Here is a 26,248-nt window from a genome sequence, read left to right on the forward strand (position 1 = left end):
TGGCGAATCAGAACCAGCTTTGCGGAATGATCAGGACGTCGCCGGGGCGCATCTCGACATTTGCAGAGACGTCGCCACGCTTGACCAGATCACGGATACGGACGCTGTACTGCTTGTTGCCTTCGGCAGTACGCAGAATGGTCGCGCTGTTGCCGTCGGCGAACTCGGTCATGCCGCCGACGGCGATCATGACATCGAGAAGTGTCATCTTCTGGTTATAGGGCAGGATCATGGGCTTGGCTGCTTCACCGACCACCCGAATCTGCTCGCTGTAGGGACCGACGAAACCAGTGACGATCACGGTCACCACCGGATCGCGAATGAACTTGGCAAGCTCCTGCTCGATATCCCGCGCCAGCGTCGAAGCATCCTTGCCCATCGCAGGCAGATCCTCGACCAATGGCGTGGTGATTTTGCCGTCGGGCCGCACGGGAACCGTCATCGACAGTTCGGGATTGCGCCATACGACGATATCGATGTTGTCACCCGGCCCGATCATGTAGTTGTACTCGGAGTCCGCAGCAGCAGCGGGCGCAGGCGGATACGAGCTTGCGCAGGCCGAAAGCAGTGCTCCTGCAGCCAGCATGAACACAGCGCGCCACACCCAGGCGAGCATACTCGATGACTTCTGGATCATGTTCTAGTTCCTCCCAGGATTCGTAGCCCGCTATGATACGACGACATGCTTCACCAGAATGCTACAAAGCTGTGTAATATGTTCCGAGGAACAAATGCACACAATCCCTTACACTGCTGCATGCGTCTGCTGGCTAGAGTGCCGGGGCTTCTGAAGAAACAAGTCGACATCGAAACATGCGCCAACCTAGGACAAGGGCGTAACCAAACGAACGAACGCGAAGGATCGCACTACCCATGGACGCTTCCTCTCAGCGCCGCCCCGTTGATCTGGCGACCCGCTCACAACGCGCACTCGCCCTTTTTTCCGGCACCGACCTGAATCCAGTACCCACCTGGAAGTCACAACATCCGACGGACTCACATCGTCTGAACCCCGACTTCAGACTGATCCGGGACGGTTATGAAATCCGCATCGCCAACGGTGCAGACGCACTCAAACGCAACACTGCCCGGCTCATCGAGCGGATGTACTCCTCGCGCGGCCTTTTCCCCTATGGACAGGGCGAGAGTCTGGACGAGCGCGACATCACGGTCGCGGCCTGCAAGGGCGATCACGCGGTCGCCACTTTGACTTTGTGCCTGGACGTGGGCAAAGGTCTCCTAGCAGATACACTTTATCGCGCCGAGATCGACGCGGCCCGCAAAAACGGCGGCAAAGTGTGCGAAATCACACGCTTGGCGATGGATCCCGAGCACAGTTCGTATGAAGCACTGGCCGGCATGATGCAGCTCCTGTACCTCGTTGCCCGCCTGACCTACCGCGTCACCGACACTTTCATCGAAGTTCATCCCCGCCATGCCGGTTTTTACCGGCGCATGCTGGGTTACCAGATGGTCGGCCCGGAGAAGATCTGCCCCCGGGTGGGCGCCCCCGCAGTGCTGATGCATCTCTGCCAGCGGCGGCTGGACCATCTGGTCGATCTGCACGCCGGCCGCAGCGACGGCGAGTCGCGCACCATTTACCGGATGTTCCAGAAGCGCGCCGAACTCGAAGAGCTGCAGCGCTCACTGGTGGCATCCGGCCCGATTCAGAACCAGCGCCGAACTTCCATATAAACACGGTCGCGTTCGTCGAACCGGCCGAACATGCCTTCCTGGGGTCCATGGAAGATGTCCATGCCCGCAGTGGCACGCCATTCGGGTGCGAACTTCCAGCTCACCTTGGGACGCAGCATGTAATCGCTGCGATTGAGGCTGGCCGCGGCCAGAAGCTCGAGTTCGACGGCGCTGCCGATTTCGCGCACGACCTGGAAAGTCACGCCGCGCTCCTCGCGGTCCAGCCCCATGCGTTCGTCGTGCCGGTCGAGCCAGCGGGCGAAGTACTGCAGGTTGAATCGCCACACATCCTGGTACGGGACATCCACGCCGAAGGCATAGTCGAGCATGTCGGTCTTTTCCAGGCCGATCCGCCCGCCTTCCAGGAAAGTGTTCAGACTGCGGCCGCTGGTATGAACGGCTTCGCCCTTGAGGACGAAACTACCCAGATCCTTGCTGAAAGTGCCACCGATCTGGCGTATCCGCTCATGCGTCAGCTCCAGTCCCATCGTTGCGGGGTTCAGTCCCAGCGTGGGCGTGATGTCGCTGCTGCGATAGTAGAAGGCGCTCATGTCCCAGCCGCCGATCAGCCGCGAAACGCGCAGCCCCCAATTGCTGTTCGAAAGACTGTCCGAGGGCTCCCGCTCTTTCACCCGGGCACCGGCTGGCAGACGTGGGTACATGTAGAAATCCGAACCCGGCTTGCCGATGTCGTCGTAGCTCGGGCTCGGAATCCAGATCATCTCGAAATGTGTTTCCCCGCCGAAATACTCAGCCCTCGCGGCCCACTGGCCTATGCGCATGGCCTCCAGTTCGGGCAGCAGGAAATCGCGCATGTCGCGTGCGGACACCACGTCGGCAAAGAAGAAACCGACCATTTCACCCCAGATGATGTGCTGCCGGCCGAAGCGGAACTCCCAGTCGCCCGCACCGAAATCAACCCAGGCTTCGCGCACGATGGCATCCCGGCGCTGGTCCCTGCGAACGGCGGACGGATAGTAGTCGTCCTCGAGGTCGAAAGCGCCGTCGGCATCCGCCCGCGCGGACAGCTTCCAGCGCGATCGCTCCCCCAGCCCGCCGCTGGCAACCAGTTCGAGACGCGCTCGCAGCCGCGACCAGCGCTCGTCATCGGCATAAGTGTAGGCCGCGCCCAGCTCGCCATAGCCGGACAGCCGGATGCCCGAACCGCTTTCGCCAGGGGCCCCGATATCCAGCAGGGCATCGAGTTCGGCATCCTCCACGGCCTGTTCAGCCGCGAATCCGGAAAGCGCGCAAGAAGCGCAGGCAAGCGCCAGCGCAGTACGTCGAATCAAAGACATGAAGACTCCTAGACCTCAGGCTCGACTTCGCCCTTGGGGCGATGATCCTGAACGAACACCCACTGATCGTCCGCACGCATGCCCAGCGCGGTGATTTCACCGTCTGCGATGCGCACGAGGCGATCCGCCATGTTCATGACCTTGCGGTCGTGAGTGGAAAAGACGAAGGTGGTGCCCGATTCGCGATTGATCCGCCGCATCAGTTTCAGAATGCTCGTTCCCGTCTTGCTGTCGAGGTTGGCGGTCGGCTCGTCGGCCAGCACGATCTTGGAATGCGTCGCCAGCGCACGCGCGATCGCCACACGCTGGCGCTGTCCGCCTGACAGCTGGTTGGGGCGGTGCGAAGCATACTTGGTCAGGCCGACGACTTCGAGATAATGCTTCACCCGCTCCTGCCGCTCGGTCTTCGACAGCTCCTTGAGCTGCAGCAGGGGATACTCGACGTTTTCCGCCGCCGACAGCACCGGCAGCAGGTTGAAAGTCTGGAAGATGAAGCCGATGGTCCGCGCGCGCACGTCGGCGAGCTGATCCGGAGTCCGCCCGGATACATCGTGGCCATCGATGATGACGCGTCCCGAAGTCGGCGTATCGATGCAACCGATGATGTTCAGCAGTGTAGACTTGCCGCTGCCGGACGGACCGGCGATGGCCAGAAAAACCCCGGGCTCGATCGCGAGCGACACATTGGTCAGCGCCTTCACGTCCTGGTCGCCCAGACGATAGTGCTTGCTGACATTTTCGACCCGAACAATAGCCATCTGGATGGTCACGAATTGATGAAAAACGCCAAGAGGATAGCATCCATGAGCCAAGCGATGAATCATGAACGCCGAATGCGCCGCAGCATGCTCGGCTTGCTGGCTGGCGCCGTGCTGCTCCCAGCCTGGATGCAGGTGCATGCCCAGGAAGCGGGTGCGCAAGCAGCAGCCACCCCTGCAGCGACACCCGAAGCGCTCGAGATGGTCAAGCGTGCGGACGAAATCCGCTTTCCGCGCGAAAGCTTCCAGACCGAAATCACCATCCGCAACCTGAGTGACGGCCAGCAGACCGATCAGCGCAAGTTCCGCATTCTGTCGCGCGGCAACGAAAACACCATCGTGCTGACAACCGAGCCCGCCTCCGAGCGCGGTCAGGCACTGCTGATGCGGGGCCGCGATCTGTGGATCTTCATGCCAAGCGTCTCCCAGCCCGTGCGCCTGTCGCTCGCTCAGCGCCTCACCGGCCAGGTGGCCAACGGCGACCTGGCGCGCGCCAATTTCGCCGGCGACTACTCGCCCAGCATCATCGGCGAGGAAACACTGGATGGGCAGGCGGCGATCGTGCTCGACCTCGTCGCGGTGGACCGCAGCGTCACCTACTCGAGGGTCAAGTACTGGATCGCCGAACAGGACAAGCGCCCGCTGAAGGCCGAGTTCTATGCCCTGTCCGGACGCCTGCTCAAGACCGCCCGCTACGAGGACTTCAAGGAACTGGCCGGTCGCCTGCGCCCTACCCGCCTGGTCATGGAAGACGCCCTCAAGCGCGGCGAAGTCTCGGTCCTCACCTATGAGACGATGAACGTTCGCGACCTGCCCGAGCGCATGTTCACACGCGAATACCTGCGCCGCCTCGAGCAATGAAGCCAAGGGCTGTGGCCGGCTTTCACGCCGGTGCCAGCCCCTACTCCATACCCCACTTCTGCAGCCGATAGCGCAACTGGCGCAGCGTCATGCCGAGCATGCGCGCCGCCGCGCTGCGGTTCCAGCGTGTCTGCTCCAGTGCCTTCAGCACGCGCAGACGCTCGACCTCGCCGTCCGCCTCGGGATCGTAGCCGCCGGCAGCAGATATGCCGGGCTCCGATGGCGCCGCGGGGCCCGGCGGCGTTGGCGACCCGAATTCGACCGGCAGCAGATCGATATCCTCGGCGCCGATCTCGTCCCCTTCGCACAGGGCGCAGGCGCGTTCGAGCAGGTTCTCCAGCTCACGCACGTTCCCCGGGAAGAAATGGCGCTGCAGCGCTGCCAGCGCGGCAGGCGACAGGCGGCGCGGCGCTGTGCCTTCGCGCTCAGCGACACGGGCAAGAATGTGTTCGGCCAGTGCCGGAATGTCCTCGCTGCGCTCGCGCAGCGGCGGAACACGCAGTGTGATCACGTTGATGCGGAAGAACAGATCCTGGCGGAAGCGCCCCTCGGCCACCAGCCGCGCCAGATCCTGGTGAGAAGCCGACAGAATGCGCACGTCCACCGCCTCCTCGGCATGCGCACCCACCGGACGCACGGCCCGCTCCTGCAACGCGCGCAGCAGCTTGACCTGCATCGACAGCGGCAACTCGCCGATCTCGTCGAGGAACAGGGTGCCACCACGCGCAGCCTGGAACAAACCCTCCTTGTCGCTGGCGGCACCGGTGAAGCTGCCCTTGCGGTGGCCGAAGAATTCGCTCTCCATCAGCTCGGGCGAAATCGCCCCGCAGTTGACCGGCACGAACGGGCCGCCGGCGCGCGCGCCGAGCGAATGGATCAGGCGGGCGATGACCTCCTTGCCGGTACCCGACTCCCCATGGATGAACACCGGCGCCTGATTGCGCGCCAGCTTCTCGGCCTGGCTGCGCAACTGCTGGAAAGCCGGCGAAGCGCCGATCAGCCTGCGCCCGTCCGGTGCATCGGCACCTGCGGCCGGCTCGAGCTTGAGCGCATGGCTGACGAGTTCGCGCAGCACCTTGAGCTCGATCGGCTTGGTGACGAAATCGAAGGCGCCGAGCTTGAGCGCGCGGATCGCGGTGTCGATGCTGCCGAATGCCGTGATCACCGCCACCGGCAGGCCGGGAAGATGCTGCTGGATGTACTCGACCAGCTCGAAGCCTTCGCCATCGGGCAGGCGCATGTCGGTCAGGCACAAACGGTAGCGCCGTTGCTCGAGACATGCACGCGCCTCGGCGACCGAACCGGCCGTGTCGCAGCCCAGTCCCATGCGCAGCAGCGACAGCTCCAGCAGTTCCCGGATGTCATCCTCGTCATCGACGACGAGGACATCGACGGATTGGGGGTGGAGACGGCGTTCCTGGAAGCTCATGGTTTCTGGCGCCCTTCAAGGACGAAATCCGCACCGGGGCCGGCCGCCGCAAGCTCGAGCGTGGCATCGTTGGCCTCGGCCAGCTCGCGCGCGATGTACAGCCCCAGCCCCGTGCCCTTGGCGTGGGTCGTGAAGAAAGGTTCGAACAGGTGCAGGCAGGTATCCTCGTCAAGGCCTGGGCCATCGTCGCATACATGCAGCGCGACGCGCTCGCCCGCCAGTGCCACCGCATGCAGGCGAATGGCCGCAGGCCTGCCCGAACAGTAGCGCCGCGCATTCGCCAGCAAATTGTCGAGTATCTGGTGCAGATGCGCCCGGTCGATGGCGAAGCTGAGCGAGGGGTCGATCTCGATCGCATACAGATCACGCTCGGCGGATTCACTGAACGTCCTCGCCTCGATCACTTCGGCGGCGAACTGTGCCAGTGGCAAGGCTTCGGGCAGCCCCTGTTCGCGCCGGCCCAGCGCCAGCACGTCGCGGATCATGCGCTCGATTCGATGCGCATTGTCGTTGATGATGCGCACCAGCCTTCCCTGCATCTCACCGCGCTTCTCGTCACGCAGCAATTCGGCCGCCTGGGTCACGGCCGACAGGGGGTTGCGGATCTCGTGCGCCATGCTGGCCGTCAGACGCCCCAGGGCCGCCAGCTTGATCTGCTGCAGCTCACGCTGAATGTCCTCGAAGTCGGTCAGGTAGATCAGGAGATCACTGCCCTCCCCGCCACGCTGCTCGCCATACACCACACGGCACCGCATCAGCCGTCCCCCGGGACCGATGCGCAGCAGGCCGCCGTCCGGCTGGCGCCCGCACAGCAACTCGTCGAACACTGGATCGACATCCATCAATCGCAGCCCTTCGAGCAAACCCGGGCCGCTCGTTTCGATGCCGAGCAGGACTGCCGCCTGGGGGTTCGACTGCAGCACGCGGCCCTTTGCATCGGCTACGATCACGCCATCCTGCATGTCATGGATGATGCGTTCGTTGACCGCCTGCTGCTTCGCCAGCGCCTCTCCACGCTCGGCCGCGAGCGAGGCATTGGCCTGCGCACGCGACGCGAGCAGGCGGGCGATCAAGGCAATGCCGAAAAAGCCGGTGCAGAAGATGCCGACCTTGAGGAAATCGACCGGCTGATCCCCGACTGCCAGGCGCCATGCATTCTCGATCAGCACCGCGATGGTCGCCAGCGCGGCGAAGAACAGCACCATGCGTCCTTCCGCCACCAGGCCGACGCCGGCCAGCATCACCATCATCAGCACGGGGATGCCGCTGCCGTAGCCGCCGCTCGCCCACATCATCAGCGACAGCGCCGCGACATCGATCACGGCCTGCAGCGCGATCGTGCGCGCTTCACCCAGGTAGCCGGGCACTTCGCGGAAACCGAGCACCAGGGCGCTCGCCACATAGCCATATGCGACGACGCGGAACAGCGCCGGCATCTCGCTCCCCAGCCCCAGATCCTCGCCCGCCACCACGAACAGCCCCGCCAGCACCAGCCGGAAGAGGTTGAGAAAATGAAGCGAGGCGAGGCGCGAACGCTCGATGGCGATCGACGCAATCGCGCTCATTTCACTGCCGCGGACCGGCAAGCCGATGCGCATCGGAACAATAGAAGCGGCCGTGCGCACGCACGCCCTCGGATTCGGGCACGTTGATGCCGCAATGGGCGCATTCCAGAACGCGCTCGGCGGCAATATCGGCTCGGCCATCCTTGCCCTTGGCCGGCTTCTTCCCGATCCGCGCCATCGCCCGCCGAATCCACCAGATGCCGGCGATGACGAGAATGAGGATCAGCAGATTGCGCACGGTAGGCAGGGCGAAGAGGTATCGCCGGACAGGATGAAGACGCGCCGGATTCTAGCACGCCGCCCCTCGCCACCTTGCTGCGGCGGCAAGGCTCGTCGCCGTGCCGGCCGTTGCAGCCTGCCGCCGCTGTGCTGCCATCTCCATGCGCTCTTTGCGACAATGGCGGCTCCATCCGCTTTCCCGCCCGCCATGCCGCACTTTCCCGCTCCGATCAACTCGCGCCTGCCCACGGTCGGCACCACGATCTTCACCGTCATGTCGCGCCTGGCGCAGGAATGCCGGGCGATCAACCTGTCGCAGGGCTTCCCGGACTTCAACGCCGAGGACGTCCTGTTCGAACGCGTCGCGCACTGGATGCGCGCCGGCCACAACCAGTATCCGCCGATGGCCGGCTGCCTGCCGCTGCGCGAAGCGGTTGCAGCCAAGATCGAGACGCTGTACGGCACGCGCTACGACGTCGAGGCCGAGATCACCATCACCGCCGGCGCCACCCAGGCATTGTTCACCGCAGTCGCGGCCTGCGTCCATCCCGGCGACGAAGTGATCGTGTTCGAGCCGGTCTACGACTCCTACGTGCCATCGATCGAGCTGGCCGGCGGCAAGGCCGTGCGGCTGCGGCTGGCGGCACCCGACTACCGTCCGGACTGGACGGCGGTGGCGGCGGCGATCACGCCGCGCACCCGCATGATCATGATCAACACCCCGCACAACCCGACCGCGACCGTCTGGCAGCGCAGCGACCTCGACCGCCTTGCCGAGCTGGTACGCGGCACCGGCATCGTCATCGTCGCCGACGAAGTCTACGAGCACATCGTTTTCGACGGCGTCGCCCACGCCAGCTGCGCCGCCCACCCCGAGCTCGCCGAGCGCAGCTTCGTGGTCTCGAGCTTCGGCAAGACCTACCACATCACCGGCTGGAAGGTCGGCTACGTGGTCGCGCCGTGCGAACTGATGGCGGAATTCCGCAAGGTGCACCAGTTCAACGTCTTCACCGTGAATACGCCGGTGCAGCTCGCGCTCGCCGACTACATGGCCGACGCCTCGCGCCACGCCGGCCTGGCGGCCTTCTACCAGGCCAAGCGCGACCTCTTCCGCAGCGCGCTGGCCACTTCGCGATTCGAGCTGCTGCCCTCGCGCGGAACCTATTTCCAGCTCGCCCGCTACGGTGCGATTTCCGACATGGGCGACACCGCCTTCTGCGAATACCTGACCCGCGAAATCGGCGTCGCCGCGATCCCGGTGTCCGCCTTCTTCGCCGACGGCCACGACGACAAGGTGGTGCGCTTCTGCTTCGCCAAGAACGAAGCGACGCTGGACGCCGCCTGCGAAAAGCTCAACGCGGTCTGACACCGGGACTCCTGAATGTTCGAACAGCCCATCCCCACGCTGCGCCGCAACGGCGACACGGTTCTCATCCTCGACCAGACGGCGCTGCCCTTCCGCAGCGAAACCCGGCGCCTCGCCACGCTGGCCGACGCCGCCCGCGCCATCCGCGACATGCAGGTGCGCGGCGCGCCGCTGATCGGCGCCACCGCCGCCCATGGCGTCGCCCTCGCGCTGTTGCACGACAGCAGCGGCCCGGCGCTCGAGCATGCCCTGCAGGCGCTGGCCGCCACCCGGCCGACCGCAGTCAACCTGCACTGGGCGCTGGCGCGCATGGCGAAGCTACTGCGGCCGCTGCCCGCCGGCGACCGCCTGGCCGCTGCCTGGGCCGAAGCCGAAGCGATCCGCACCGGCGACGCCGCGACCTGCGACGCCATCGGCCGCCACGGCCTGACGCTGATCGAAGCCATCGCGACCCGCCGCCCCGGCCCGGTACGGTTGATGACCCACTGCAACGCCGGCTGGCTCGCGACCTGCGGCGCCGGCACCGCGCTGGCGCCGGTCTATGCCGCGCAGGCCGCAGGCATTGCCGTAGAAGTTTTCGTCAGCGAAACCCGGCCGCGCAACCAGGGCCTGCTGACTGCCTGGGAACTGGCTGCCGCCGGCGTGCCGCACACCCTGATCGCCGACAACGCCGCCGGCCTGCTGCTGATGCGCGGCGAAATCGACCTGGTGATCACCGGCGCCGACCGCATCGCCGCCAACGGCGACACCGCCAACAAAGTCGGCACCTGGCTGAAGGCGCTCGCCGCACAGGCAAGCGGCGTACCCTTCTACATCGCGGCACCGCATTCGACGCTGGACTTCGGCTGCGCGGACGGGCCGTCCATTCCGATCGAAGACCGTGGCGCGGCAGAGCTCTGCATGCTGCGCGGCATCGACGCCAGCGGCGGCCTCGCCGAACTGCACCAGACAGCGCCCGGCACCCGCGTTGCGAACCCCGCATTCGACATCACGCCGGCATCGCTGATCACTGCGATCGTCACCGAGCGCGGCATCACCGCCCCCGGTCAACTCGCCGGCCTCTACCCCGAGGCCGCACGATGAGCGCCGAAGCTGCCGCACAGCCGACCCCGCCGGACGCCGACGCCGGTCCGGAGCTACGCGCCGCCCTGCTCGACACCATGCACGCGATGGGCGCCGCACGCTTGAACGTCGGCACCGCGGGCAATGCCAGCGTGCGCCTGCCGTCGCCGGCCTGCATGCTGATCACGCCGAGCGGGTTGCCGGCAGAACGCTGCCGGCCGGAAGACATGGCCATCGTCGACACCGACGGCAACTGGCGAGGCCTGTTCGCGCCTTCGTCCGAATGGCAGCTGCACCGCGACATCTACGCCGCCTTTCCCGACGCCGGCGCGATCCTCCACGCCCATGCGCCCTTCGCCACCGCGCTCGCCTGCCAGCGCCTCGACATCCCGCCTTTCCACTACATGATCGCGCGCTTCGGCGGCAGCACCGTGCGCTGCGCGCGCTACGCCACTTTCGGCACCCAGGCGCTGTCGGATGCCGCCGTCGCCGCCCTGCACCAGCGCAGCGCCTGCCTGCTGGCGAACCACGGCATGCTGGCGTTCGGCCGCGACCTGCAGCACGCGCTGGCGCTGGCGATCGAGTTCGAGACCCTGTGCGAACAATACTGGCGCACGCTGCAGCTCGGCCCGCCCGTGCTGCTGTCCACCGAGGAAATGACGGAAGTCATCGAGCGCTTCCGCTGGTACGGCAAGCCGCGCGGCTGAGCCTACCGTCCCCGGCACGGCTGCTGCGAGAAGCTGGCCTATCGATCCGAGCTTTCCAGCACCCGCAGCAGGCTGGCGGTGTCGTCCTTCCCCCAGCCTGCCCGCATCAGCGCATTGAGCTGCTGCCAGACCTGAGCGGCCACCGGCAGCGGCGCGCCGAGCCGGGCCGCCTCGTCCATCAGCAGCGCGAAGTCCTTGTGGTGCAGCCGCGCCTCGACGCCTGCGGCGAAATCGCGTTCGACCATCTTGGCCCCCATCACTTCCAGCACGCGCGACGCCGCCGACCCGCCCATCAGCGCGCTGCGCACCGCAGCCACGTCCACGCCGTGTGCATTGGCCAGGCTGACGGCCTCGGCGCAGGCCTGGATGGTCGACACCATGATCATCTGGTTGCAGGCCTTGGCCACCTGGCCGGCTCCCGGCGGCCCGATGTGCACGATGCGCTTGCCCATCGCTTCGAGCAGCGGGCGCACGCGCGCCAGCACCGCCTCGTCGGCGCCGGCCATGATCGCCAGCGTCGCATCGCGCGCGCCCTGGCCGCCGCCGGACACCGGCGCATCGACGAAACCGATGCCTCGCGCGGCGTAGCGCTCGGCCAGCGAGCGCGCCATCGCCGGCGCAATGGTGCTCATGTCGACATGCACGGCGCCTGGCGCGAAACCGGCAGCGAGGCCCTGCTCGCCGAAAGCCAGCGCATCCACGTCTGCGCTGGCGGTGACGATGGTGACCACCACGTCGCTGCGCGCCGCCAGTTCGGCAGGCGTGGCGCACACCGGCACGCCTTCGGCTGCCAGCGCCGCTGCCGATCCGGGCCGCCGCGCCCACACCGCAAGCTCGTGCCCCGCGGCACGCAGGTGGCGTGCCATCGGCTCGCCCATCACACCCAATCCGATGAAACCGACTTTCATGCTTCTCTCCTCACTCGCCCGTGCCGCCACTCATGCGTTCGAGCAGCTTCAGCATCGCCACCGAGTCATCCTCGCCCAGACCGCTGCCGGCCATCGCATTGAACATCTGCGCCGTCGCCGCCGACGACGGCAGCGCCAGGCCGAGGCGGTGCGCCTCTTCCATGACGATGCGCATGTCCTTCTGGTGCATCCAGGCCTTGAAACCCGGCTTGAAGTTGCGCTCGAGCATGCGCTGGCCGTGGTTTTCGAGGATGCGCGACCAGGCAAAACCGCCGAGCAGCGCCTCGCGCACCCTGGCGCCATCGACGCCGCTCTTGCTGGCGAAATTCAGCGCCTCGGCCACCGCCGCCACGCCGACGCCGGTCAGGATCTGGTTGCAGGCCTTGGCCACCTGGCCCGCGCCGCTGCCGCCGATGCGGGTGACTGACTTGCCCATGGCCTGGAACAGAGGCAGCGCGCGCTCGAACGCCGCCGTATCGCCGCCAGCCATGATCGTCAGCGTGGCGGCGATGGCGCCCACTTCGCCGCCGGACACCGGCGCGTCGATCATGCTGACGCCGCGCTCGGCCAGACGGGAGGCGATCGACTGCGCCGCCGCCGGCGCGATCGTGCTCATGTCGATGTGGATGTGGCCGGCCGCAGCGCCTTCGGCCACTCCAGCGCTGCCGAGCGTGATCTGCTCGACGTCCGGCGCATCGGCGACGATGCTGATGGTGATCGCCGCACGGCGGGCCACCTCGGCCGCGCTGGGGGCATCGCCGGCGCCGGCATCGAGCAGCGGTTGCATCGATTCGCGCCGGCGGCTCCACACATGCACGGTGTGGCCGGCCTTGATCAGGTTCAGTGCCATGGGTCGGCCCATGAGGCCGAGTCCGATGAATCCGACTTCCATTCTGTACTCGCTCCGTATCCGGTATTGGTGCGCGGCGGACTGGTGAGGCGGTACAAACATGCCCATAATCGCCGCCATGAACTACGGCCCAATCATCAAGGAAATCGGACGGGGCGCCAAGGGCGCGCGTTCACTCGACACTGCCACGGCGGCAAGCCTGTTCGGCGACATCCTCGACGGCAAGGTGCCGGACATCGAGCTCGGCGCCATCCTGATCGCCTTCCGCATCAAGAGCGAATCGCTCGAGGAGCTGATCGGCTTCAAGCAGGCGATGGATGCGCGGACAGTGCAGCTGGCGGTGCCCGACGGCCCGCGCTGCGTGGTGCTGCCCACTTACAACGGCGCCCGCCGCCAGTCCAACCTGATGCCGCTGGTAGCGATGCTGCTGGCGCGCGAAGGCGTGCCGGTGCTGATCCAGGGCCGGCACGATTTCGACACCCGGGTGAGCCCTTTCGAGTTGCTTGCCGCCCTCGGCCTGCAGCCCGCGGCCAGCGCCGAGGAGGCTTCGCGGCGATTGGCAGCCGATCGCCTGGCCTGTCTCCACGTTGACAGTCTATTGCCCGGGCTCGACCCGCTGCTGGCGCTGCGCACGCGCATGGGCGTGCGTGCCAGCGGCCACATCGTCGCCAAGCTGCTCGATCCCTGCCGTGGCCGCAGCGTGCGGGTGGTCGCGGTCACCCACCCTGAATACCTCGAGCGCATGGACGCCTTCCTGCGCGCCGATGCCGGCCGCGCGATGCTGCTGCGCGGCACCGAAGGCGAGATTTACGCCAACCCGCGGCGCTGCCCGGAGATGAAGATCTACCAGGACGGCAGCGCGACGATCGGCGTGCGCGGCGAGGAAGGCGGCGCCCCGCCGCTCGGCACGCTGCCGGACGCCCCATCAGTGGCGGACAACGCGGCGCAGATCCGCGCCATGCTGGCCGGCGAAATGCCGATTCCCGCGCCGATCACCGCCCAGGTAGCAGCGCTGAAGGCCCTCGCCGGCTGAGGCCGGACGGCCCACACCGGCCTTCCCCTCCCACCACGGCGGGAAGGCACATTGCCCGCCCGGATGCCGCCGGCTTCAGCCGCCAGTCAGCGTGCCGGCGCGGTAGTCGGCCAGTGCCTGGTAGATTTCCTGCTCGGTATTCATGACGAAAGGCCCGTACTGCGCGATCGGCTCGTTCAGCGGCCTGCCGGCAATCAGCAGCGCGCGCGTTTCCACGCCGGCGGCCTCCACGACCACGCCGTCGCACGCCGCTTCGTTGGCAAGGATGGCCATGCGCCCGGCAGGCACCGCCGCGCCGGCGACATCCAATTCACCACGATAGACGTACAGGAAGGCATTGTGCCCGGCCGGCAACGGCTGGCTGAAGCGGGCGCCGGCCGGCAGGTGCAGATCGAGATACAGCGGCGCGGTCGCCTCTCGCGTCACCGCGCCGGCCGTGCCATGGCTTTCACCGGCGATCACCGTCGCCTGCACGCCGCCATCGGTGGTGAAGCGCGGCAGTTCGCCGCTGGTGAAGTCCCGATACCAGGGCGCGCTCAGCTTGTCCCGTGCCGGCAGATTCAGCCACAGCTGGAAACCTTCCATCAGGCCTTCCTGCTGCTGCGGGATCTCGGAATGGATCACGCCACGGCCGGCCGTCATCCACTGCACACCGCCGTTTTCCAGCAGGCCTTCATGGCCGGCACTGTCACGATGCAGCATGCGGCCGGCAATCATGTAGGTGATGGTCTCGAAGCCTCGATGCGGATGATCGGGAAAACCGGCGATGTAGTCGTCGGCCTTGTCGCTGCCGAAGGCATCCAGCATCAGGAAGGGGTCGAGCCGGCGCTGTAGGGGCTGCGCCAGCACGCGGGTGAGCTTGACTCCGGCACCGTCGGACGTGGCCTGGCCGACGACCAGGCGCTCGACGTCGCGCGGACGGAAAACGGTTTCGCTCGGACGGATGCTCATGTCGGTACTCCTGCAAGGAACTGTGGCCAGCGAGCTGCGACCGGCCAGGTGCGGCCGGCGACGCGCAGCCTGCCGTCGGCTTTTCAGCCCAGAACGGCTTCGATGTCGGCCTCGGCTTCGGCAAACCCCTGCCTTGCCGCTTCCTCGCCCATGTTCAGGCCTTCGGCATAGACGAAGCGGACGTCGGTGAGGCCGACGAAACCGAGCACGGTCTGCAGGTACGGCGTCTGCGTGTCGGCCGGCGTACCACGGTAGCGGCCGCCGCGGGCGCAGGCGACGAAGACCTTCCTGCCCTTCAGCAGGCCTTCGGGGCCGTTCTCGGTGTAGCGGAAGGTGACGCCGGCGCGGGCGATGGCGTCGATCCAGTTCTTGAGCTGGGACGAAATGGCGAAGTTGTACATCGGCACGCCGAGCACGATGACGTCGGCAGCCTGCACTTCCGCAATCAGCGCATCGCTTTCGGCGACGCGGGCAGCCTGTTCCGGCGTGCGCTGCCCGGCCGGCGTGAACAATGCGCCGAGCGCGGCTTCATCCACCACGGGTGCGGGCTTGTGCGCCAGATCGCGCAGCACGACGCGGGCCTCGGGCTTGGCAGCGATCAGGCGGGCGACGACGCTGTTGGCGACACGAGTGGAGTTGGCGCCTTCGCTGCGGGCGCTGCCGTTGATCTGCAGGATGTTCATGTGTGTTCTCCGTGGGGTCGGGGTGCGGCTGGTTTCTGTCCGGGATCTGTCGAAGGCAAGGCCGGAATCATTGGCACTGGGGCGCCGGCCTTGTTCGAAGACGACGATCAGAGTCTAATCATGTCGCCTGCCTTCATTAATCCAGCCAAACGCACAACATTGTCCCTCACATGGAACAGTACAGTCCCAACGATCTGCTGATCTTTGCCCGCGTGGCCGAAACCGGCAGCTTCACCGCGGCGGCCGAGCGCCTCGGTCTGCCCAAGTCCACGGTTTCGCGCCGCGTCTCGCAACTGGAAGAGCAGCTCGGCGAACGCCTGATGCTGCGCACCACGCGGCGGCTGACGCTGACCGAGTTCGGTACCGCGCTGCTGGAACATGCACGCCAGGTGGCCGATGAGATCGAGGCCGTGAAGGCCTTGGCCGAGAGCCGCCAGGCCAGGCCCAGTGGCCGCCTGCGGGTATCGATGCCGAGCGATTTCGCCAGCCTGCTGCTGGTCGACATGCTGTCGGCCTTCACCACGATGCACCCGGCGGTATCGCTGGAACTGGATCTGTCGCCACGCCGCGTGGACCTGCTGGGCGAGAACTTCGACGTTGCCATCCGCATGGGCGAACTGCCCGACGACAACCTGCTCGCCGCACGCCGCCTGGCGGTCTTTCCCAGCGGGCTGTATGCCTCGCCCGGCTATCTCGCCGAGCACGGCGAACCCGGGCATCCCGAAGCGCTGAACGCACACCGCGCGCTGCGCCTGCTGACACGCAGCGGCGAAGCACTCGGCTGGACGCTGATGCGGAATGACGAGCGCTGGCAGGGCACGCCCCCCGGCTGCATCACGGCCAACTCGCCCGAGTTGCTGATGCGCTTCGCCCGCGCCGGCGCAGGCATCGCCGCGGTGCCCGATTATTTCGCCGCTCCCTATGTGCGCCAGGGAGAACTGCGCCGCGTCATGGCGGACTGGTGCCTGCCTGCCAACACGGCCTGGGCGGTGTTCCCCGGCCGCCGGCTGATGCCCGCCAAGACACGGGCCTTCCTCGACATGCTGCAGGCGGCGCTGGGAACCTGAAGCGGTAGGCCACGCTCCGAGGGAACATCCCCTACAATGGGCGCCCTCCCAGCAAGACCAGATCACGATGTCCCTGTTCCAGACCCTGCTGCGCCTGCCGGCGCGCGCGCTGTATTTCGCCCTGTTCGCCACCGCCATCGGCCTGCTCGGCTTCGGCCTCTACCTGCAGCATGTGAAAGGCCTCGAACCTTGCCCGATGTGCGTGATGCAGCGCTATGCTTTCCTGGCCGTGGCCCTGATCGCCCTGGTTGGCGGCATCCACGGGCCGACCCGTGCAGGCAGCCGGATCTATGCCGCACTCATCGGCCTGGGGGCGCTGCTCGGCGGCGGCATCGCCGCACGCCAGAGCTGGATGCAGCTCTATCCTCCTGCGATTCCCGAATGCGGGCCAGGACTGGAATTCATGCTGGAGAGCTTTCCGCTCGGCGAAGCGCTGCCGATGATCTTCCGCGGCGCGGGCGACTGCACTGCAGTGGATTGGACTTTCCTGGGCATGTCGATCGCCAACTGGTCGCTGGTGAGCTTCTCGGCAACGGTGGCGTTCGCGCTGTGGATGCTGCTGCGCCGGACAGACAGGCCCTGAGCGGTATCGATGGGTCTCGCTGCGCCCGGCCAGCCGCTCTTGCAGAAAACCGGGCTGCTACGCGTCAATCGACCACGTGCATCATGCGGCCGCCGATCTCGTAGCGGCCGTCACCCAGCGCATTGCAGCGCGTGACTTCAAGCTTGCCGACCAGCGGAGGGCGATCGGCCAGGGGCGAACCCTGAGGTCCGAGCACCGCGACGTCGAGGACTTCGTTCTGCTCCGGCACGTAGGCAGCATGCAGGGTCATCCCGCCGACGCCTATTTCGATGCACACCGCCTCGATGCGCTGACCGCCGCGCAGGGCGATGAAAGCCGGGCAGCCGAGCGGCAGGCGCCGGTCGAGGCGCCGGTTCTGATGGGGCGGAATGTCCTTCATGCTGATTGTCCAAGGCTGACGATGCGGATCACCCGATTCTAGCCCTGCATCCCCGGCGGACAGTGCCCGTACGCATGCCGGACGTGCATCAAATCACATCCTGGCGATCATCCCCGCCTCACGCCGTCATGCCGCGCAGCTGCGGGCATATTCAGCCATCGCCGCGATCACGCCTTCGGCTTCGCCCGCAGCGACGGCGAGCGTGATCTCGCACTCCGGGTGCGCTGTGCGTGCGGTATCGAGCAGCGCCGGAAGATCGCGCTTCAGGTGTCCGTTCTGGGCCAGGAAGACCGGCACGATGGCAATGCGCCGCATCCCGGCTCCCGCCAGCGCGTCAATGGTCTCGGCCAGGGTCGGCTGCATGAACTCGAGAAAAGCCAGTTCCACGCGCGGGGCGCCAGGCTGGGCCAGCAGGTGCTCGCGAATCCGCCTCATCGGCCCGGCCCATTCGGGATCGCGCGCACCATGGCCGAACAGGATGATCGCCGTCTCGCTCATGCTCCAGCTCCGGCCGCGGCTTCGATCCGCCCCATGGTTGCCGCTGCGCGGGCCTGACCGGCGCGCATCAGGTGCAGCAACGCGCGCGAAGCGCAGAACAGCCCGACACTCGCGGTCATGGCCATGCTCGAGCCGTAGCCTGCGCAGGCCAGGCCTTGCAGCCCGCGGCTCCGCCCACCGCCTGCCTCACAGGCAAGCCCGGACGGATAGCTCAGCGGCTCGGTGGAAAACACCGCCTCGATGCCGAACTTTTTCTTTGGGTCGCGTGGAAAGCCGTGCTCCTTGCGCAGGCGCGACCGCACCTTGGACAGCAGCGGGTCCTGCAGGGTACGGGCCAGATCATCGATGCGGATCTGCGCCGGATCGAGTTTGCCACCCGCGCCGCCCGCCATCACCAACGGCATCTGGCGCGACCGGCATACCGCAGCGATCGCCACCTTCGCCCGCACGTTGTCGATGGCGTCGATGACCGCGTCGAAGCCCTGCAGCAGGGCTGCGGCATTTTCCGCCGTGAGGAAATCCTCGATCGTGTTGACCCGGCACTGCGGACTGAAAGCGGCGATGCGATCGGCCATCGCCTGCACTTTTGCCTGCCCCAGCGTGGCGTCGAGTGCATGGGCCTGGCGGTTGATGTTGGACTCGGCGACATGGTCGAGGTCGATCAGCGTCAGCCTGCCCACGCCGCTGCGCGCCAGCGCCTCGACGGCCCATGAGCCGACGCCGCCGACCCCGACCACGCAGGCATGGGAAGCCGCCAGCGCATCCGCGGCCCCCGTGCCGTAAAGGCGGTCGATACCCCCGAAGCGGCGGGCACGGTCCACATCCATCAGCAGCCCGTCGAACTGCGCATCGATTCCTGCACCACCGACCCGGTCCACGTCCATCGCCTTTCCGTCAGGCCGGCTGAGGTTCGGCCACGCGCAGGCTGTCGAGCCAGATACCCAGCCCCTGCGCATTGAGTTCGAGATCCATGCGCAGCAGTTCCAGCGTCTGCTCCTCGTCCAGCGCCCAGCCCTGGCGGCCTGCTTCCTCGCGGATGACCTGCTCCAGGCCGGCGAGAATCTCGACGTGGCGCGCGACCTCGTCGCCCCGCGCCGCCCGTGCCACCGCAACCATGGCATCGATCAGGCGGTGCAGATCGGCGCCGAGCCGGGCCACATCGGTCACGCGGCCATAGTGGGTCAGGTACATCGCCTGCGGCTGCATGGAAAGCATGCGGTCGATCGACTCGTGCATCGCCTCCGGATCGAACTGCGTCGGCGTGGTGGTCGGCAGCACGAAGACCCGGCCATCGACGTCGAGCTCGCGGTACGACAGGCCGAAGGTGTCACCGGTGAAGAAGGCGCGCGCGCTGTCGTCCCAGATGCAGATGTGGTGGCGGGCGTGCCCCGGCGTGTCGAACACGCGGAACAGGCGCTTGCCCATGTGCAGCTCCAGCCCGTCGGTCGCCGGCACGATGCGTTCGGGTGGAATCGGCACCAGCCGGCCATAAAGCTGGTAGGCACGTTCCGCACCGTAAACGGCGGCGGTGCCTTCCCACAGCTTGCCGGGGTCGATCATGTGGCGCAGGCCGCGCGGATGCACCAGCAGGCGCGCATTGGGCAGTGCGCACATCAGGCTGCCCGCCCCGCCGGCATGGTCCAGATGGATGTGGGTCAGCATCACCCACTCCACGTTGCCGGGCTCGATGCCAAGCATCGCCAGCGCGCTCAGCACGCGGGACACGGAATCGTTGCAGCCGGTATCGACGATCGCGGCACGCCCCTCGTCGACCACGATATGAATCGCCGCCAGCTGCGGCCGGCCATAGCCGGACTCCAGGGCATGGATGCCATCCGGATAGCTGATGAGATCGTTCATGGAAATCCCCTCCTCTTGTCGCTTCTTCGGGTCGAACGCCCGATCCTATGTTAGCGGTGATCCACACCCTCAGCCCGGGCGCATATCACGCTGCAAGAAGCCCCTGCCCCGCCTTCAGAACGGGATGTCGTCGTCGAAATCGCCGAAACCGGACGAAGATGCCGCCGGAGCCTGCGACTGCGGACGCGGCGCGGCCGGCGCCGGGCGCGATGCCGGCGCCGGTGCGTCAAAGCCGCTGTCCGGCGCGCGCATCGGCGCATCGCCGCCTTCACGCCGGCCGAGCATCTTCATTTCGTCGCCGCGGATTTCGGTGGTATAGCGGTCCTGGCCGTTCTGGTCCTGCCACTTGCGCGTCTGCAGGCGGCCTTCGACGTAGATCTGGCTGCCCTTGCGCAGGTACTGGGCAGCGACTTCGGCAACGCGGCCGAAGAACACCACGCGATGCCACTCGGTGGCCTCGCGGCGTTCGCCGCTGGTCCGGTCCTTCCAGACCTCGGTGGTCGCCACCGTCAGGTTGCAGATCGCGTCGCCGCTGGGCGCGTAGCGCGTCTCGGGATCGCGGCCGAGGTTGCCGATGAGAATCACTTTGTTCAGGGATGCCATCCCGTGCTCCTTTCAAATGAATGCCGTGCGGTGATTCCTGCCCGGAGTCAGCTCTTGCCGGGCGCCGGCACCGCACGTACCGGAGGTGGGGTCATGCTCGATGCCAGCAGCAGCCAGAGCAGCGCCAGCGCGCCACAGACCAGACTGACCGCGCCGGCGCCGAAACGTTGCCCGAGCCAGCCGCCGAGCAGCCCGCCCAGGAACAGGCCGATCGACTGCAGGGTGTTGTAGACGCCCAGCGCCGTCCCCTTGGAATGTGCGGGCGCGATGCGAGAAATCCAGGACGGCTGCGTGGCCTCAAGCACGTTGAAGGCAACGAAGAACATCGTCAGCAGCACCGCCAGCGGCAGCAGGCCGTCACCGAACAGCCACAGGCCGAACTGCACCAGCGCCAGCAGGCAGATCGCGGCATTGAACACCGGCTTCATCAGGTTGCGCCGTTCGGCGATGATCACCGCAGGCACCATGACGACGAAGGACAGCAGCACCGCCGGCAGGTAGACCTTCCAGTGCTCCGGCACCAGCAGCCCCGCGGCGACCAGCCCGGCCGGCACCATGACCCACATCGTGGTCTGGATCAGGTGCAGCGTGAAAACGCCGAAATTCAGCCGCATCAACTGGCCGTCGCGCAGCACGTCGAGGAAGCGGCCGCCATTGGCGCGCGGCACCGGCGGCGCGGCCGGCACCACCCGCAGCACGACGACGATCGCCGCACAGGCCAGCACCGCGGTCAGCCAGAAGATGCCGCTCATGCCGATCGCCGCATACAGCAGCGGCGCCGCCACCATCGACAGGGCGAACACCAGGCCGATCGACGAACCGATCATGGCCATGACCTTGGTCCGGTGCTGCTCGCGCGTCAGGTCCGCCGCCAGCGCGGTGACCGCCGCCGAGATCGCCCCTGCGCCCTGCAGCACACGGCCGGCGATGATCGTGTGGATGTCGGTCGCGAGTGCCGCGACCACGCTGCCGGCGACGAACAGCAGCAGGCCGAAGACGATCACCGGCTTGCGGCCGAAGCGGTCGGAGGCCGCGCCATAGGCGATCTGCAGACAGGCCTGGGTCAGGCCGTAGGCGCCGATCGCCAGGCCGACCAAAGTCAGGTCGTCGCCGCCGGGAATGCCTTCGGCGTAGACCGCGAACACCGGCAGGATCAGGAACAGGCCCAGCATGCGCAGCGCAAAGATCGCCGCCAGGCTCATGCCAGCCCGGCGTTCGGCGGAAGTCATCGTATCGTGCGGCGGAGCGGACATGCGGGAAGACCGGCTTCGATAAAGCGCTCAATTCTAGCATCGCACCACCCCGGCATCGCGCTCCGCCGCGCTTCCCTGCCATTCCGGATTGGCTCGCGCCAGCGTTCTCTCTTATAGTTTCGGGTTCCCTACCGCCAGCCGTGCTGCCATGGACGAAATCCGCATCCGCGGTGCCAGGACCCACAACCTGAAGAACATCAACATCGATCTGCCGCGCAACCGGCTGACGGTGATCACCGGGCTGTCGGGTTCGGGCAAGTCCTCGCTGGCTTTCGACACCCTGTATGCCGAAGGCCAGCGCCGCTACGTCGAGTCGCTGTCGGCCTACGCCCGCCAGTTCCTGCAGCTGATGGAAAAGCCCGACGTGGACCTGATCGAAGGCCTGTCGCCGGCGATCTCGATCGAACAGAAGGCTACCAGCCACAACCCGCGCTCGACGGTCGGCACTGTCACCGAGATCCACGACTACCTGCGCCTGCTGTACGCCCGCGCCGGCACACCCCACTGCCCCGACCATCCCGAGCACGCGCTGGAGGCCCAGAGCGTGGCGCAGATGGTGGACCATGTGCTGGCCCTGCCCGCCGAGACGCGGCTGATGATCCTGGCTCCCGTGGTCGCCGGCAGGAAGGGCGAGCAGGCCGACCTGTTCGCCGACCTGCGCGCCCAGGGTTTCGTCCGTGTCCGGGTGGACGGCGAAGTGATGGAGCTGGACGCGATGCCGCCGCTGGAAAAGGGCCGGCGGCACAATGTCGAAGTGGTCATCGACCGCCTGAAGGTGCGCGAGGACCTGCGCGGCCGGCTGGCGGAGTCCTTCGAGACCGCGCTGACCCATGCCGACGGCCGCGCGATCGCGGTCGAGATGGACGGCGGCCGGGAGCACCTGTTCTCCGCCCGCTTCGCCTGCCCGGTGTGCAGCTTCGCGCTGGCCGAACTCGAGCCCCGGCTGTTTTCCTTCAACAACCCGGCAGGCGCCTGCCCGAAATGCGACGGCCTGGGCCAGGTCGATTTCTTCGATCCGGCGCGCGTCGTCGCCCACCCGGAACTGTCGCTGGCCGCCGGCGCCATCCGCGGCTGGGACAGGCGCAACCAGTTCTACTTCCAGATGCTGACGAGCCTCGCCGGCCACTACGGCTTCGACGTCGAGGCCGCTTACGAAACGCTGCCGGCCAAGGTGCGCGAGATCGTGCTGCACGGTTCGGGCAAGGAAAAGATCGCTTTCCGCTACATGGCGGACAACGGCCGCACGGTGCTGAAGGAGCATCCTTTCGAAGGCATCATCCCCAACCTCGAACGGCGCTTCAGGGAAACCGACTCGATCGCCGTGCGCGAGGAACTGACCAAGTACCGCGCCACCCAGCCCTGCCCGAGCTGCAAGGGCAGCCGCCTGCGCAGTGAAGCCCGCCACGTGCTGATCGGCGAGCGGGCGCTGCACGAGATCGGCCACCTGCCGCTGGGCGACTGCCGCGACTTCTTCGCCGGCCTCAGGCTCGAGGGCGCACGCGGCCAGGTCGCCGACAAGATCGTCAAGGAGATCGCCGACCGCTTGAGTTTCCTGATCAACGTCGGCCTCGACTACCTGTCGCTGGACCGCTCGGCCGACACCTTGTCGGGTGGTGAGGCGCAGCGCATCCGTCTGGCCAGCCAGATCGGTTCGGGCCTGACCGGCGTGCTCTACGTGCTCGACGAACCTTCGATCGGCCTGCACCAGCGCGACAACGACCGCCTGCTGGCCACGCTCGGCCAGTTGCGCGACCTCGGCAACACCGTGATCGTCGTCGAACACGACGAGGACGCGATCCGCCACGCCGACTATCTGGTCGACATGGGCCCCGGCGCAGGCGAACACGGCGGCCGCATCGTCGCCCACGGCACGCCGGCCGAAGTCATCGCCGACCCGGCGTCGGTAACCGGCGACTACCTGTCGGGCCGGCGCTCGATCGCCGTTCCCGGCCGCCGCACGCCCCCCGACGAAGCACGCATGCTGCGCATCGTCGGCGCCCGCGGCAACAACCTGAAGAATGTGGACGTCGCCCTGCCCATCGGGCTGCTGAGCTGCGTCACCGGCCTCTCAGGTTCAGGCAAATCCACCCTGATCAACGACACGCTCGCCGCCGCGGCCAGCCGCCACCTGTACAAGTCGGCCACCGAACCCGCGCCGCATGAGGCGATCGAGGGCCTGGACGCCTTCGACAAGGTCATCAACGTCGACCAGTCGCCGATCGGGCGCACGCCGCGCTCGAACCCCGCGACCTACACCGGCATGCTGACGCCGATCCGCGAACTCTTCGCCGGCGTCCCCGAAGCGCGCGCACGCGGCTACGGCCCGGGCCGCTTCTCCTTCAATGTCCGCGGCGGTCGCTGCGAGGCTTGCCAGGGGGATGGCCTGGTCAAGGTCGAGATGCACTTCCTGCCCGACATGTACGTGCCCTGCGACGTCTGCCACGGCAAGCGCTACAACCGCGAGACGCTGGAAATCCGCTACAAGGGGCGCAGCATCCAGGAAGTGCTGGAAATGACGGTCGAGCAAGCACTGGCCTTCTTCGCGCCGGTGCCGGCCGTCGCCCGCAAGCTCGAGACGCTGATGGACGTCGGCCTGGGCTACATCCGCCTGGGGCAAAGCGCGACGACGCTGTCAGGCGGCGAGGCCCAGCGCGTCAAGCTGGCGCTCGAACTGTCGAAGCGGGACACGGGGAGAACCTTGTACATCCTCGACGAACCCACGACCGGCCTGCACTTCCAGGACATCGAACTACTGCTGAAGGTGCTGCACCGCCTGCGCGACCAGGGCAACACGATCGTGATCATCGAGCACAATCTCGACGTCATCAAGACGGCCGACTGGATCGTCGACATGGGCCCCGAAGGCGGCGCCGGCGGCGGCACGGTGGTGGCCTGCGGCAGCCCGGAAAGCGTGGCGGCGAACCCTGCCAGCCACACCGGACGCTACCTGCAGAAGGTACTCGCCGCAACGGCGCGCTGAAACGATCCGTGGGAAGCCGCTTCACCCGGGAGCACCGAGCCGCGAATGCAGGCCGCAGCCCTGCCCCGCCGGGGAGGGGCGCCGTCGCCCCCTTTTGCCGCTGAAGGCGATACTGAAAATGCGCTACCGCCCCTCAGCTCCGATAGCCCTGCGGATTGCCGCTCTGCCAGCGCCAGGCGTCCTCGCACATCGCCGCGAGATCCCGCTCGGCGCGCCAGCCCAGCACTTGCGCTGCCCGGCTCGGATCCGCCCAGCAGGCAGCGACGTCGCCGGGCCGCCGGTCGACGATGTCGAACGGTACCTTGCGCCCCGAGGCCTGCTCGAAAGCACGCACCATCTCGAGCACGCTGTAGCCGCGCCCTGTGCCGAGATTCAGCGTCGTCACACCGGGCAACCCCTCGATGCGCTCCAGCGCCCTCAGATGGCCAAGCGCCAGATCGACGACATGGATGTAGTCGCGCACACCGGTGCCGTCCGGTGTCGGGTAGTCGTCACCGAAGACCCTGAGGCGCTCAAGCCGACCGACCGCCACCTGACTGACGTAAGGCATCAGGTTGTTGGGCAATCCATCCGGATCCTCGCCGATGCGGCCGCTCGCATGTGCGCCCACGGGATTGAAGTAACGCAGCAGTACGATGTTCCAGCGAGGATCGGACACGGCGAGATCACGCAGGATCTGCTCGCCCATCAGCTTGGTCCAGCCGTATGGGTTGGTCGCCGTGGTCGGAAAGCTTTCGTCGATCGGCACGCTGGCCGGATCGCCGTAGACGGTTGCCGACGAACTGAAGACGATCCGCCGGCACGCTGCAGCATCCATCGCCTGCAGCAGGCGCATCAGCCCCAGCAGATTGTTGTCGTAATAGGCCAGCGGCTGCTCGACCGATTCGCCGACCGCCTTCTTTGCCGCAAAATGAACGACAGCCTCGATCGAATGGTCGCGGAACACCGTTTCCAGCAGCCCGGCGTCGCGCACATCGCCCCGGACGAAAGCTTTCAGCCGCCTGCCGCCAAGCTCCTCGATCCGCCGCACTGCCTCTGGCGAGGCATTCGACAGATCATCCAGCACGACCACCTCGCGCCCCTCGGCCAGTAACTCGACGCAGGTATGCGAACCGATGTAGCCGGCCCCGCCCGTCACCAGGATCACACCCATCACACGACTCCTCTCCAGCCCGGAACTGGATAAAAAAACCTGGACGAAAAAAAACCGGGACGAGCCCGGTTTTCATTCGAAGCAGAATGCCGATCAGGCTTCCACTTCGCCTTCGACAGCTTCGCCTTCCGGCCGGTCGAGCAGCTCGACGAACGCCATCGGCGCATTGTCGCCGTCACGAAAGCCGCACTTCAGGATGCGCAGGTAGCCACCGTTGCGGGTCGCATAGCGCGGGCCCAGCTCGTCGAACAGCTTGACGACCATCTCGCGGTCGCGCAGGCGGTTGAACGCCAGACGGCGATTGGACAGGTTGGGTTTCTTGCCCAGAGTGATCATCGGCTCGACCACGCGGCGAAGTTCCTTCGCCTTCGGCAGGGTCGTCTTGATCACTTCGTGGCGCAGCAGCGAGTTGGCCATGTTGCGGAACATCGCCTGGCGGTGGCTGCTGGTACGATTCAACTTGCGAAGACCATTGCGGTGACGCATT

The 26,248-nt window shown here is 66.8% G+C and carries 27 protein-coding genes; 9 read left to right on the plus strand and 18 right to left on the minus strand.

Features of this window, described 5'->3' with window-relative positions; translation table 11 throughout:
* Positions 1-7: 7 nt before the first annotated feature.
* Entirely contained in the window at positions 8-616 is a 609-nt protein-coding gene (locus QM748_RS11825) for an XrtA/PEP-CTERM system exopolysaccharide export protein (RefSeq protein ID WP_415248060.1), read from the minus strand.
* Positions 617-873: 257 nt separating this feature from the next.
* Between QM748_RS11825 and QM748_RS11830 the strand changes: the two genes are divergently transcribed.
* Positions 874-1,695 (plus strand): N-acyl amino acid synthase FeeM domain-containing protein, encoded by an 822-nt coding sequence (locus tag QM748_RS11830; RefSeq protein WP_415247160.1) that lies wholly within the window; start codon positions 874-876, stop codon positions 1,693-1,695.
* On the opposite strand, the gene QM748_RS11835 is transcribed toward QM748_RS11830, so the two are convergent.
* Both QM748_RS11835 and QM748_RS11840 read right to left on the minus strand, forming a co-directional pair.
* Complete coding sequence (locus QM748_RS11835) at positions 1,668-2,993, minus strand: DUF1302 family protein (RefSeq protein WP_415247161.1); 1,326 nt, start codon at positions 2,991-2,993, stop codon at positions 1,668-1,670. The genes QM748_RS11830 and QM748_RS11835 overlap by 28 nt on opposite strands.
* Before the next feature lie 8 nt (positions 2,994-3,001).
* Positions 3,002-3,751, minus strand: a complete 750-nt coding sequence (locus tag QM748_RS11840) for an ABC transporter ATP-binding protein (RefSeq protein ID WP_415247162.1) — start codon at positions 3,749-3,751, stop codon at positions 3,002-3,004.
* Positions 3,752-3,796: 45 nt separating this feature from the next.
* Between QM748_RS11840 and QM748_RS11845 the strand changes: the two genes are divergently transcribed.
* Positions 3,797-4,612, plus strand: a complete 816-nt coding sequence (locus QM748_RS11845; RefSeq protein ID WP_415247163.1) for an outer membrane lipoprotein-sorting protein — start codon at positions 3,797-3,799, stop codon at positions 4,610-4,612.
* A gap of 40 nt (positions 4,613-4,652) precedes the next feature.
* Here the strand turns inward: QM748_RS11845 and QM748_RS11850 are convergent, their stop codons facing one another.
* The 3 genes from QM748_RS11850 to QM748_RS11860 are packed head-to-tail and all read right to left on the minus strand — an operon-like array spanning position 4,653 to position 7,844.
* Positions 4,653-6,041: a sigma-54-dependent transcriptional regulator gene (locus QM748_RS11850; protein WP_415247164.1), complete on the minus strand. Its 1,389-nt coding sequence runs from the start codon at positions 6,039-6,041 to the stop codon at positions 4,653-4,655.
* The gene (locus tag QM748_RS11855) at positions 6,038-7,606 is read right to left on the minus strand and encodes a sensor histidine kinase (RefSeq protein ID WP_415247165.1); all 1,569 of its coding nucleotides are present in this window, start codon (positions 7,604-7,606) and stop codon (positions 6,038-6,040) included. The genes QM748_RS11850 and QM748_RS11855 overlap by 4 nt, the downstream gene beginning before the upstream one ends.
* Before the next feature lies 1 nt (position 7,607).
* On the minus strand, positions 7,608-7,844 hold the full coding sequence (locus tag QM748_RS11860) for a PP0621 family protein (protein ID WP_415247166.1): 237 nt from the start codon (positions 7,842-7,844) through the stop codon (positions 7,608-7,610).
* A gap of 189 nt (positions 7,845-8,033) precedes the next feature.
* Between QM748_RS11860 and QM748_RS11865 the strand changes: the two genes are divergently transcribed.
* The 3 genes from QM748_RS11865 to QM748_RS11875 are packed head-to-tail and all read left to right on the plus strand — an operon-like array spanning position 8,034 to position 10,960.
* The gene (locus QM748_RS11865) at positions 8,034-9,191 is read left to right on the plus strand and encodes a pyridoxal phosphate-dependent aminotransferase (RefSeq protein WP_415247167.1); all 1,158 of its coding nucleotides are present in this window, start codon (positions 8,034-8,036) and stop codon (positions 9,189-9,191) included.
* Positions 9,192-9,206: 15 nt separating this feature from the next.
* The gene (gene mtnA / locus QM748_RS11870) at positions 9,207-10,274 is read left to right on the plus strand and encodes an S-methyl-5-thioribose-1-phosphate isomerase (protein ID WP_415247168.1); all 1,068 of its coding nucleotides are present in this window, start codon (positions 9,207-9,209) and stop codon (positions 10,272-10,274) included.
* Positions 10,271-10,960, plus strand: a complete 690-nt coding sequence (locus QM748_RS11875) for a class II aldolase/adducin family protein (RefSeq protein ID WP_415247169.1) — start codon at positions 10,271-10,273, stop codon at positions 10,958-10,960. Before mtnA ends, QM748_RS11875 begins: the two co-directional genes overlap by 4 nt.
* Positions 10,961-10,998: 38 nt before the next feature.
* Here QM748_RS11875 and QM748_RS11880 read toward each other — a convergent pair whose 3' ends face one another.
* Positions 10,999-11,868, minus strand: a complete 870-nt coding sequence (locus tag QM748_RS11880; RefSeq protein ID WP_415247170.1) for an NAD(P)-dependent oxidoreductase — start codon at positions 11,866-11,868, stop codon at positions 10,999-11,001.
* A 10-nt stretch (positions 11,869-11,878) separates the two neighbouring features.
* Positions 11,879-12,760 (minus strand): NAD(P)-dependent oxidoreductase, encoded by an 882-nt coding sequence (locus tag QM748_RS11885; RefSeq protein ID WP_415247171.1) that lies wholly within the window; start codon positions 12,758-12,760, stop codon positions 11,879-11,881.
* A 76-nt stretch (positions 12,761-12,836) separates the two neighbouring features.
* Between QM748_RS11885 and ybiB the strand changes: the two genes are divergently transcribed.
* Positions 12,837-13,751, plus strand: a complete 915-nt coding sequence (ybiB, locus tag QM748_RS11890; RefSeq protein ID WP_415248061.1) for a DNA-binding protein YbiB — start codon at positions 12,837-12,839, stop codon at positions 13,749-13,751.
* Between the two features lie 75 nt (positions 13,752-13,826).
* Here ybiB and QM748_RS11895 read toward each other — a convergent pair whose 3' ends face one another.
* Both QM748_RS11895 and QM748_RS11900 read right to left on the minus strand, forming a co-directional pair.
* Entirely contained in the window at positions 13,827-14,702 is an 876-nt protein-coding gene (locus QM748_RS11895) for a pirin family protein (protein WP_415247172.1), read from the minus strand.
* Positions 14,703-14,785: 83 nt separating this feature from the next.
* Positions 14,786-15,385, minus strand: a complete 600-nt coding sequence (locus QM748_RS11900) for an FMN-dependent NADH-azoreductase (RefSeq protein ID WP_415247173.1) — start codon at positions 15,383-15,385, stop codon at positions 14,786-14,788.
* A gap of 170 nt (positions 15,386-15,555) precedes the next feature.
* On the opposite strand from QM748_RS11900, the gene QM748_RS11905 reads away from it, so the two are divergent.
* Both QM748_RS11905 and QM748_RS11910 read left to right on the plus strand, forming a co-directional pair.
* Positions 15,556-16,452, plus strand: a complete 897-nt coding sequence (locus QM748_RS11905) for a LysR family transcriptional regulator (protein ID WP_415247174.1) — start codon at positions 15,556-15,558, stop codon at positions 16,450-16,452.
* A gap of 67 nt (positions 16,453-16,519) precedes the next feature.
* Positions 16,520-17,035, plus strand: a complete 516-nt coding sequence (locus QM748_RS11910) for a disulfide bond formation protein B (RefSeq protein ID WP_415247175.1) — start codon at positions 16,520-16,522, stop codon at positions 17,033-17,035.
* A gap of 64 nt (positions 17,036-17,099) precedes the next feature.
* On the opposite strand, the gene QM748_RS11915 is transcribed toward QM748_RS11910, so the two are convergent.
* The 6 genes from QM748_RS11915 to QM748_RS11940 form a co-directional block, all read right to left on the minus strand.
* Entirely contained in the window at positions 17,100-17,414 is a 315-nt protein-coding gene (locus QM748_RS11915) for a PilZ domain-containing protein (protein WP_415247176.1), read from the minus strand.
* A gap of 126 nt (positions 17,415-17,540) precedes the next feature.
* Positions 17,541-17,912: a sirohydrochlorin chelatase gene (locus tag QM748_RS11920; RefSeq protein ID WP_415247177.1), complete on the minus strand. Its 372-nt coding sequence runs from the start codon at positions 17,910-17,912 to the stop codon at positions 17,541-17,543.
* Positions 17,909-18,739 (minus strand): ThiF family adenylyltransferase, encoded by an 831-nt coding sequence (locus QM748_RS11925; protein ID WP_415248062.1) that lies wholly within the window; start codon positions 18,737-18,739, stop codon positions 17,909-17,911. The genes QM748_RS11920 and QM748_RS11925 overlap by 4 nt, the downstream gene beginning before the upstream one ends.
* A 67-nt stretch (positions 18,740-18,806) precedes the next feature.
* Entirely contained in the window at positions 18,807-19,772 is a 966-nt protein-coding gene (locus QM748_RS11930; RefSeq protein ID WP_415247178.1) for an MBL fold metallo-hydrolase, read from the minus strand.
* A 114-nt stretch (positions 19,773-19,886) separates the two neighbouring features.
* The gene (ssb, locus tag QM748_RS11935) at positions 19,887-20,375 is read right to left on the minus strand and encodes a single-stranded DNA-binding protein (protein WP_415247179.1); all 489 of its coding nucleotides are present in this window, start codon (positions 20,373-20,375) and stop codon (positions 19,887-19,889) included.
* A gap of 47 nt (positions 20,376-20,422) precedes the next feature.
* Positions 20,423-21,604 carry an MFS transporter gene (locus QM748_RS11940; RefSeq protein WP_415247180.1) on the minus strand — a complete coding sequence of 394 codons (1,182 nt, stop codon included), beginning with the start codon at positions 21,602-21,604 and terminating at the stop codon, positions 20,423-20,425.
* Positions 21,605-21,776: 172 nt separating this feature from the next.
* Here QM748_RS11940 and uvrA point away from each other — a divergent pair, with 172 nt between their 5' ends.
* Complete coding sequence (gene uvrA, locus QM748_RS11945) at positions 21,777-24,608, plus strand: excinuclease ABC subunit UvrA (protein ID WP_415247181.1); 2,832 nt, start codon at positions 21,777-21,779, stop codon at positions 24,606-24,608.
* 133 nt (positions 24,609-24,741) lie between these two features.
* On the opposite strand, the gene galE is transcribed toward uvrA, so the two are convergent.
* Both galE and rplQ read right to left on the minus strand, forming a co-directional pair.
* Positions 24,742-25,761, minus strand: coding sequence for a UDP-glucose 4-epimerase GalE (gene galE, locus QM748_RS11950; protein ID WP_415247182.1), 1,020 nt, complete (start codon positions 25,759-25,761; stop codon positions 24,742-24,744).
* A gap of 93 nt (positions 25,762-25,854) precedes the next feature.
* On the minus strand, positions 25,855-26,247 hold the full coding sequence (gene rplQ / locus QM748_RS11955) for a 50S ribosomal protein L17 (protein ID WP_415247183.1): 393 nt from the start codon (positions 26,245-26,247) through the stop codon (positions 25,855-25,857).
* Position 26,248: the final 1 nt, after the last annotated feature.

Source organism: Thauera sp., from assembly GCF_047601425.1.
In the GTDB taxonomy this organism is placed as follows: domain Bacteria; phylum Pseudomonadota; class Gammaproteobacteria; order Burkholderiales; family Rhodocyclaceae; genus Thauera.